This window comes from Kitasatospora sp. NPDC088779 (genome assembly GCF_040685395.1).
Lineage (GTDB): Bacteria > Actinomycetota > Actinomycetes > Streptomycetales > Streptomycetaceae > Kitasatospora.
This window is the reverse complement of sequence record NZ_JBFBHW010000098.1, coordinates 1-8589: the sequence shown is the minus strand read 5'-3', so window position 1 is coordinate 8589 and position 8589 is coordinate 1. Positions and strand designations below refer to the sequence as shown.

8 protein-coding genes are annotated in these 8589 nt (G+C 74.3%); 3 read left to right on the top strand and 5 right to left on the bottom strand.

Annotated features, from left to right (window positions below):
• Positions 1-563 (bottom strand): AfsR/SARP family transcriptional regulator (locus tag AB0P03_RS40285; protein ID WP_363633691.1); only part of this gene is annotated, 563 nt, incomplete at its 3' end.
• A 235-nt stretch (positions 564-798) separates the two neighbouring features.
• Entirely contained in the window at positions 799-1452 is a 654-nt protein-coding gene (locus AB0P03_RS40280; RefSeq protein ID WP_363633690.1) for a ScbR family autoregulator-binding transcription factor, read from the bottom strand.
• Positions 1453-1913: 461 nt separating this feature from the next.
• Between AB0P03_RS40280 and AB0P03_RS40275 the strand changes: the two genes are divergently transcribed.
• The 3 genes from AB0P03_RS40275 (at position 1914) to AB0P03_RS40265 (ending at position 4584) form a co-directional block, all read left to right on the top strand.
• Complete coding sequence (locus tag AB0P03_RS40275; protein ID WP_363633689.1) at positions 1914-2918, top strand: ScbA/BarX family gamma-butyrolactone biosynthesis protein; 1005 nt, start codon at positions 1914-1916, stop codon at positions 2916-2918.
• 285 nt (positions 2919-3203) lie between these two features.
• Positions 3204-3734 (top strand): DUF5959 family protein, encoded by a 531-nt coding sequence (locus tag AB0P03_RS40270; RefSeq protein ID WP_363633687.1) that lies wholly within the window; start codon positions 3204-3206, stop codon positions 3732-3734.
• A 184-nt stretch (positions 3735-3918) separates the two neighbouring features.
• Entirely contained in the window at positions 3919-4584 is a 666-nt protein-coding gene (locus AB0P03_RS40265; protein WP_363633685.1) for a response regulator transcription factor, read from the top strand.
• 44 nt (positions 4585-4628) lie between these two features.
• On the opposite strand, the gene AB0P03_RS40260 is transcribed toward AB0P03_RS40265, so the two are convergent.
• From AB0P03_RS40260 to AB0P03_RS40250, 3 genes are all read right to left on the bottom strand, one after another.
• A complete protein-coding gene (locus AB0P03_RS40260; RefSeq protein ID WP_363633683.1) occupies positions 4629-5945 on the bottom strand; it encodes a sensor domain-containing protein in 1317 nt (438 codons plus the stop codon).
• 139 nt (positions 5946-6084) lie between these two features.
• Positions 6085-7470, bottom strand: a complete 1386-nt coding sequence (locus tag AB0P03_RS40255) for an FtsX-like permease family protein (protein ID WP_363633681.1) — start codon at positions 7468-7470, stop codon at positions 6085-6087.
• The gene (locus AB0P03_RS40250) at positions 7467-8237 is read right to left on the bottom strand and encodes an ABC transporter ATP-binding protein (RefSeq protein ID WP_363633693.1); all 771 of its coding nucleotides are present in this window, start codon (positions 8235-8237) and stop codon (positions 7467-7469) included. Before AB0P03_RS40250 ends, AB0P03_RS40255 begins: the two co-directional genes overlap by 4 nt.
• Between the last annotated feature and the right edge of the window lie 352 nt (positions 8238-8589).

Genomic DNA, 8589 nt, shown 5'->3' with positions numbered 1-8589 from the left:
ACGCGGTGGCGGCCCAGCCGCAGGTCGGCCTCGATCCGCTGATCCAGCGCGCAGAGCCGGGTCTCCTCCAACCGCTTGGCCTCGACGGCGAGTTGACCGCCGAGCGGGACGTCGGCGAACGCCGGACCGCGCCACAGGCCGAGCGCCTCGCCCAACTGGCGGGCGGCGAGCGGGAAGTCGCCGCCGTCCATGGCCCGGTAGCCGAGGCCCGCGAGGCGGTCGAACTCCTGGAGGTCGACCAGTCCGCCGCCGCTGTCGAGCCGGTAGCCGCCGGGCGAGGTCACCAGGACGTCCTTGGCTCCGCACGCTCCTCCGGCGTCATCGCGGTGGGCGAGCGCCCGGTCGATGAGGTCGCGCAGTTGGAGGACGTAGGTCTGGACGGTGGTGCGCGCGCTGCGTGGCGGATGGCCGGACCACAGTTCCTCCGCGAGGACGCCCGCCGAGATGACCTGGTCGGCGCGCAGGGCCAGCAGGGCGAGCACTTGCCGTGGTTTCGGCGCCGAGGGCACCACCGACACCCCGCACACCTGGACCCCCAAGGCCCCCAACACCCGGATCTCCATGACGTCCACCCCAATCCAGACGGATCGGCGACCCCGACGGCCACCGGCCGGCCGGCGCTGCGGCTACCGCACAGCCGAGCACCAGGTGCTCATCCAAAAACAGGACGGACGGTTTGTCAATACAAAACCGAACGAGCTGTTTGTTTTTGAACGGACCATCGAGCTCCGGACTGCGGCGACCGACCGGACCGACCGCCGCCACAAGTGCCGCCGCGTCAGCCCCGGGCGCAAGCCGTCAGGCGCCACCAGCACGGGCCGCCGCCAGCTCGGCCACCACCCGCCCACCACGGTCCGAGCCCAGATCCAGCGCGGCCAGCACCCCGGGGACCGCGATGCTCGGCATCACGTGCCGGTACAGCACGGCCACCCGGCGCTCCAGATCCGCCCGGCCGGACATCTTCTGGGACTGGATCTGCACGCCCGTCCAGGCGCCCGTCATCAGCCACGCCGTCTCGGCCGGCAGCACGTGCGGCAGCAGCTCGCCCCGCTCGCCGGCCGCCGTCAGCACCGCCTCCAGCCGGGCGATCCACCCGGGCGTGGCACCGCCGCTGAGGTCGCCGAACACGTCCTGGCCGAGCGAGAGCCGCGCGCCCGCGCTCAACAGCGGGTCACCCGGCATGAGATGGGCGACGACCATCCCCAGGTCGACGAACTCCTGGAGCTTGCAATGCCGTTCGGGGATCTCGTCCCGACCGAACTGCTCCTCCACGACGCCCTGCGCGAGCTCCCGCTTCGACGCGAAGTGGAAGTACACCGCACCCCGGGTCACACCCGCACGGGCGACCACCTCACCGATCGTCGCCCCCTCGTACCCGTGCTCGTCGAAGACCGAGGCCGCCGCCTCCAGGATCAGCCGACGCGTCCGGATCGCCCGCTCCTGCCGCACCACCGCAACCACCCCGCCCGAAACGCTCGGCAAACAAAACCAAACACCCTGTATCTTACCCGCCGGTCAACCGGCGATCCCTCGCCCCCAGGTCGCATGCACCCGCCTTCGAGTGAAGGAAAACCGCGTGGACGCTACAGGGCGGGAAAGCGACCGCCACCCCTCCCCCGGCCGACAGAGCCGGAATCCAGCTCCCCACTTCCGGCCGCATCCCACCGAAAACGGCCCGCCGTGATAATGCACCTGTCACCCCACTTTTGGGGATTCCTTTGCAGGCCAGACGGCATCCACCCCAGGTTCGGGCCACCCGGACGGCCATCGCGCGGCACCTGGAGCGACCACCCAACCACGCTCGGCCGCCAACGAACCTTCGTTCGGGCTCCTTGAAAACCAAACCGGAAGGTACGTATCTTACGAGCCCTGAGCAGCCCACCCCGCCCGCCACGGCCTTCCGGAGCGCTCCCATGACCCTGCTTGCCTACCGCGCCCCCGCCATCTCCCGCGTCGCCGGCGCGGACCACGGCACCACCCCCGGCCGCACCGCCGGACCGGCCGTGCCGACCGGACCGGCACCGCGCCTGACCAGCACCGTTGCCAAGGAGTACGTCCACCGGGCCTGTCACGCCGAGGTCTTCCTCACCGGCAGCGAGCAGCTGAACGAGACGACCTTCGCCGTCACCGCGCAGTGGCCGCGCGCCCACACCTTCTTCACCACCCCCGACGGAACCCGGCACGACCCGATCCAGGCCGCTGAAACGATCCGCCAAGCCGGGCTCTACCTCGCGCACACCCGGTTCGGCGTCCCGCTCGACCACAAGTTCATGATGTGGAACCTCGACTACACCACCCGCCCCCGCCAACTGCTCATCGGCGCGGCGCCCACCGACCTCACCATCGAGGCCAGACTCGTCCCACAGCCGCGCCGGGCCGGCACCACCATCGACTTCACCCTCAGCACCGTCATCCGACGCGGCGCCCACCTCGCCGCCACCGGACACGCCCGGTTCACCACCGTGCCGGACTCCACCTACCGGCGGCTGCGCGGGGCACGCCGCGAGGTCGACCCGGCGCCCGCCGTCTCCGGCGAGCCGCTGGCCCCGGGCCGAGTGGGCCGGATCCGCCCCTGCGACGTCGTCCTGACCCCGGCCGACGCACCCGGGACCTGGCACCTCACCCCCGACCTCTGGCACCCGATCCTCTTCGACCACGCCAACGACCACATTCCCGGCATGGTCCTACTGGAGGCCGCCCGCCAGGCCACCAACGCGCTCGTCTCACCGGCCACCGTCATCCCCGCCTCCGCCGCGACCACCTACCACCGGTACGCCGAGCACGACGCCGCCACCACGATCACCGCCCGGCACACCCCCGGTGACGACCCGGACGCCCTCACCACCACCGTCACCGGCCACCAGAACGGCGAGCCGATCTTCACCACCGTCCTGACCGGCCACGCCGACCAGCGGTGACCGGCGCCGCTGGGCACTGACGGGCGCCGACGGGCACTGACGGGCGCCGACGGACTCCCGTCGACCCGCGCCGGCCCCGACCAGTCCCGGCCGGTCCCGACCAGGGCGGACCAGCCCTGAGCAGCGCGGACCACCAGCCGACCACCGCCCCACCCGGCCCGTCCGACCTCCACGGTCGGGCGGGCCGTCGGCGCGCCGGAGACGAACCCCTCCCACGGACTGGCACCGGACGAACACCTGCGCGAGGATGTCAGCCCTTGGATTCGCAGTGACCGGGAGTACACAGTGCGTGAAGTCGCTTCGCACCAGAACGAGTTGATCAGACTGACGGACCGCCCCGGCACCGACGACGCCACCGGGCACGAGGGGCGCACCGGCGGGCGGAGCGTACGGGTGCGGGTGCTGGGGCGGCACGCACCGGGCTCCCTGCTCGGCCACGACTGGCTGGACTGCGAGATCACCGTCACCGCCGACTCGGCCCGCGGGCAGTTCGTCACACTGGTGACTGGACGTCAACTCCAGCAGTGGGAAGCCGCCCTGGAACGTCTGGCGCGACGCGAGGCGGTGCGCTGGCTGGACGAGGAGCACGGCCCGGAGCTGCGGATCGAGCCGGGGCGACCCGGCGGCCTCTGGGTGACCGTCTCCGACGCCGAGGACTCCGGCGTCACCCTCCGGGTCGTCCTGTCCCCCGCCCCCGGCTGGCTGGACGAGCAGCGCGCCCTGCTCAAACTCGTCCGGGACGCCTACCCGTTCGAGGTGGTCGAGGTCGCCCCCGGCGTCCACGCCTGGCGCGGACAGCAGGGGGACGAACACTGACGCACCGTCAATACCATTCTGACGAAGGGGCCGACGCCCCGCGCAGCGAGCCGTCGGGCAGGGCGAGGAGGAGGAGGAGCCGCACGGCACGGGCGGCGAGTTGGACGGCGGAGCCGGCCGACAGCCGGCCCCGGGCGGCCGGGCGCCGACCGGCGGCGGACCGGCCACCGCCGATAATGGCGACATGATCGAGAAGCAGCTCCGCGTCGTCCTCGCCGAGGACTCGGTGATCCTCCGGGACGGCATGGTCGAACTCCTCACCGCGCGCGGGTGCACCGTGGTCGCCACCGCCGGGACGGCCCCCGAACTGATCGCCGCCGTCGACGAGCACCGGCCCGATGTGGCCGTGGTCGACATCCGGATGCCGCCCAGCCACACCGACGAGGGCATCCGCGCCGCCGTCGAGCTCCGCTCCACCTCGCCCGGGGTCGGCATCCTGGTCTTCTCCCAGCACGCCGAGACCGCCTGGGCGGCCCGGCTGCTCGCAGGTGGCGCCGCCGGCGTCGGCTATCTGCTCAAGGAACGCGTCGCCCGCACCTCGGAGTTCGTGGACGCGCTGCACCGGGTGGCGGCCGGCGGCACGGCGCTCGACCCGGAGATCGTCAACGGCCTGATGCACGGCGGGCGGCGAAACCGTGTCGACGCGCTCACCCCGCGCGAACGGGAGGTACTGGAGCTGATGGCGCAGGGCCACTCCAACCGTTCGATCGCCGGGCTGCTCGTGGTCTCGGAGCGGGCGGTGGAGAAGCACGTCGCCGCCGTCTTCGCCAAGTTCGACCTGTCGGCGACCGAAACCGACAACCGGCGCGTCAAAGCCGTCCTCACCTACCTCGCCGAAACCGGCGGCTGAGCCGGGAGCAGCGGTTCCGTGGACGGCCGCGCCGCGGCCACCCGTCACAGGCGGCTCGGCAGTTCGGCGGTGACCGTCGTCGGCCCGCCCGGCGGGCTGTCCACCCGCAGCACCCCGTCCACCGCCACGAGCCGTTCGGCCAGGCCCGCCAGGCCCGAACCCGAACCGGAGCCCGAGCCGGAGCCCCCGCCCGGGGCGGCGCCCCCGCGGCCGTCGTCGCGCACCGTCAGCCGCACCCGCCCGTCGGCTGCGCTCGCCGCGAGCTCCGCCGCCGCCGCGCCGCTGTGCTTGGCGACGTTGGTCAGCAACTCGGCCGCGCAGAAGTAGACGGCCTGCTCGATCGCCGCGTCCGGCCGCTCCCTCAGGTCCAGCCGTACCGTGACCGGCACCGGCGCGGTGGCGGTGAGCCCGGGCAGCGCCTGGGCGAGGCCGCCGTCCAGCGCCACCGGGTGGATGCCCCGGGTGAGCCGGCGCAGTTCCGCGATGGTGTCGTCGGTCTGCCGACGGGCCCGGTCGACCAGGGTGCGCAGGCGCTCGGTGTCCGGAGCGCCGGGCGGGCCGGGCAGCCTGGTCAGCCCGGGCTGGGCGTCGCCAACGGCCTCACCAACGGCCTCACCGGTGACCGCACCGAGGGCGTCGTCGGCCAACGAGAGGGTGATGGCGAGCGCGACCAGTTGCGCCTGCGTCCCGTCGTGCAGATCGCGTTCGAGGCGGCGCAACCGGTCGGTGTTCTCGGCGAGCAAGGTGGCCCGGGCGGTCTCCAGCTCGCGCACCCGCTCCTGCGACCGCACCGGGCCGAGCAGCAGCCGGGCGAGGCTCCGATTGGCCGCGCTCACCGCCCGCAGCACCGCCGGCACCGCCGCCAGTACGGCGAGCCCGGCCGGGGCCCCGGCCACGTCCAGCCAGCCGACCGGTCTGGGCCCCGGCTCCAGCAGCCGCACCCACAGCGGGAAGCCCACCAACCAGACGCAGCTGAGCGGCAGTCCGACCGCGACCAGGAAGCCGAGCACCCCCAGTGGCAGCCTCAGCAGCAGGTAGAGCAGCGCCCGCCAGGCCACCGGGTCGGTCAGCACCGCCCGGCCCCGGGCGATCGCCCCGGACGGCCGGGGCAGCGCGCCCGGGGCCGACACCCGCTCGCCGAGCAGCCGCCCGACCAGTCGCCGGTGCAGCCCGCCCAGCCCGCGCGCCCCGGCCAGGGCGGCCACCACGAACGGCAGCCCGAGCACGGTGAGCGAGAGCAACGCCCCGGCGTAGAGCACGGCCACGGCGTAGACCCCGCCGAGCACCCCGATCGGCAGCCCGAGCAGCGCGAAGGCCAACTCGCCGCCGCGCACCGACAGATACCGCCGACGCTCAGCCACCGTCCACCTCACCACTCCCACTCACCACGCTCACCGCACTCACCACTCACCACTCACCGCTTCGACGACACACCCAGGCGGCTTCGACCCGGCCCCACCGCACCTGGCGAAGGGCCCGGCCACCCCCGCTCACCCCCGCTCACCCCCGCTCACCGCCGACCGCCTCGACCGCGCGCCCCCGGATCGCCCGCAGGCCGGCGCCCAGGATTCCCGGTACCGTCAGCCCCGCCGCGCCCGCCACCACCCAGCCGCACGCAACGCCCGGCACCACCGGCAGCACCGACCCCGTCACCGCCCGGGCGAACGCCCCCGTGGCGACGGCCGCCACCGCCGCACCCAGCAGCACGCCGACCGCCGTGGTGAGGGCCGCCTCGACGGACAGCATCCGCAGCAGTTGCCGCCTGGTCGCGCCGACCAGGCGCAGTAGCGCGAACTCGCGCCACCGGTCGGCCGTCAGGGCGACCAGCGTGTTGACGGTGGAGACGGCCGCGAAGCAGACCAGCATCCCCAGTTCCGCCTCGCGGAGCCAGACGTCCGTCACCTTGGTGACGCTGGTCGCGGCGCCGGTCGTACGGACCACGTGCTCGGCGGTGCTCGTCATGATCAACATGGTGCCCGACAGCCCGACCAGGAGCGCGACCGGCACCACGGCCGAGGAGAGCCGGGCCGCGTAGCCGCGCAGGTTGGCGTCGGCGAGCCAGCCCGCCCCGGGGGCCAGCACCCGTACCGGCGCGCCGAGCACGGCGGCCACGGCCCGTGCGGCGAGCGGCCCGAGCAGGGCGAGGGCGACCAGCAGCACCAGCGAGCCGAGCATCGCCGCCTGCCCCGCCTTGTCCAGTTCACCGGCCCCTCTGGTGGCGGCGAGCCGCAGCAGCAGCACCCCGCCCGCCAGGACGGCCAGCCCGGCCAGCACCCGCAGCACGCCCGTGCGCCGCTGGCCCGAGGTGTCGGCGGTCAGCGCGGCGGCCGGGGTGAGCCGGGTGATCCGTCGGGCGGCGAGGGCGGTGGCGGCCAGGCCGACCAGCAGCGCCACCGCCAGTGCGACCAGCATCGGCACCGGCGTCCCGGGGATCCGCAGGCCGGGCGCGGCCAGCCCGCGCCGTCGGAGCGCGGCGAGGAAGCCCCGGGCGGCGAGGGTGCCCGCCGCGCCGCCGGGCACGGCCATCAGCAGGACGGTCGCCGCGACCTGGGCCCGCACCAGCCGACGCACCTGACGGGGTGTCGCGGCGACCGTCCGCAGCAGGGCGAGGTCGCGGTGCTGCTGGCGGAGGGTGAAGCCGAGCGCGTTGACCACGACGAACAGCGCGACCAGGACGGCGATCTCACCGAACGCCCCCGCGATCAGCAGCAGGCCCGGCCCGGCCACCGCCCGGCGGGCCACCGCGGAGGCCATGGCCTGGGCGGCGACCAGCGAGCCGAACAGCGTCACCGTCCCCACCGCCAGGAACAGCGCCACCGCCAGCCCGGCGAAGGCGGCCGGTCGGCGCCGGATCTGACCGGCCGCCAGGGAGAGGACGGGGCTCATCGCGCTCCCCCGCCCAGCCGGCTCAACCGCTCGCCGACCTGTGCGGCGGTCGGCCGGTCGAGCTCGTCCACCAGCAGCCCGTCGGCCAGCAGCAGCACCCGGTCCGCGTAGCCGGCGGCCACCGGGTCGTGGGTGACCATCACACACGTCCGCCCGTCCACGTCCACACCGGAACGCAGCAGGTCGAGGACGTCGTGCCCGGTCGCCCGGTCGAGCGCGCCGGTCGGCTCGTCCGCGAACAGCACGGCCGGCCGCGCGACCAGCGCCCGGGCGATCGCCACCCGCTGCTGCTGGCCGCCGGACAGCTGCCCGGGCCGGTGCCGTTCCCGCCCGGACAGGCCGACCCTGGCGAGCGCCTCCCGCACCTGCGCCCCGTCCGGCCGCGCCCCCGCGAGCCGCCCGGGAAGTTCGACGTTCTGCGCGACGGTCATCGCGGGCATCAGGTTGAACGCCTGGAACACGAACCCCACCCTGGTACGGCGCAGCTGCGCGAGCCGCCGCTCGGGCAGCCGGGACACCTCCGTCCCGCCCCAGCGGACGGTGCCCCGGGTGGGGCGGTCCATCCCGGCGAGGCAGTGCAGCAGCGTCGTCTTGCCGGAACCCGAGGGCCCCATCACCGCCGTGAACGTCCCCGGCGCGAAGGCCACGGACACCCCCCGCAACGCCCGGACGGCGGCCGTGCCCCGCCCGTACTCCCGGTGCAGCCCGTCCCCGGTCAGGGTCGCGCCCGCCACCTCGCCGCTCGCCGCCGCGGCGGCTGTCGTCATCCCGTTCATGCCCTCCATCCTGGGCATGAACGGCCGCACGATCGATTGGGCTGGCCCCCCAATTCGGGGTTCGGAAAACCGAACCCCGCAGGTGGCCCTACCTCCGGACCCAGGACGCGTACGTCGGGTCGAGGCCGTCGCGGTCCCGTCCCATCCCGGCACCGTCGCGGTCCGGTCCCATCCCGGCGCCGTCGAGGTCGAGGTCGACCGACCGACCCGAGCCACCGTCACGGCGCCCGCCGGTGCGGTACTAGGCTCAATGCCGGTGACTTTGTGGTCGGTGTCTCGTTGGTTGTGGTGTGGCGAGGGTGGGGCAGGTCAAGGCGCCTGCGAGTGAGCGGATATCGGACCG

Coding starts and splice junctions, on each gene's coding strand:
- AB0P03_RS40275 (WP_363633689.1), top strand. CDS start 1,914: ATGACCCTGCTTGCCTACCGCGCCCCCGCCATCTCCCGCGTCGCCGGC.
- AB0P03_RS40250 (WP_363633693.1), bottom strand. CDS start 8,237: ATGACGACAGCCGCCGCGGCGGCGAGCGGCGAGGTGGCGGGCGCGACC.
- AB0P03_RS40255 (WP_363633681.1), bottom strand. CDS start 7,470: ATGAGCCCCGTCCTCTCCCTGGCGGCCGGTCAGATCCGGCGCCGACCG.
- AB0P03_RS40265 (WP_363633685.1), top strand. CDS start 3,919: ATGATCGAGAAGCAGCTCCGCGTCGTCCTCGCCGAGGACTCGGTGATC.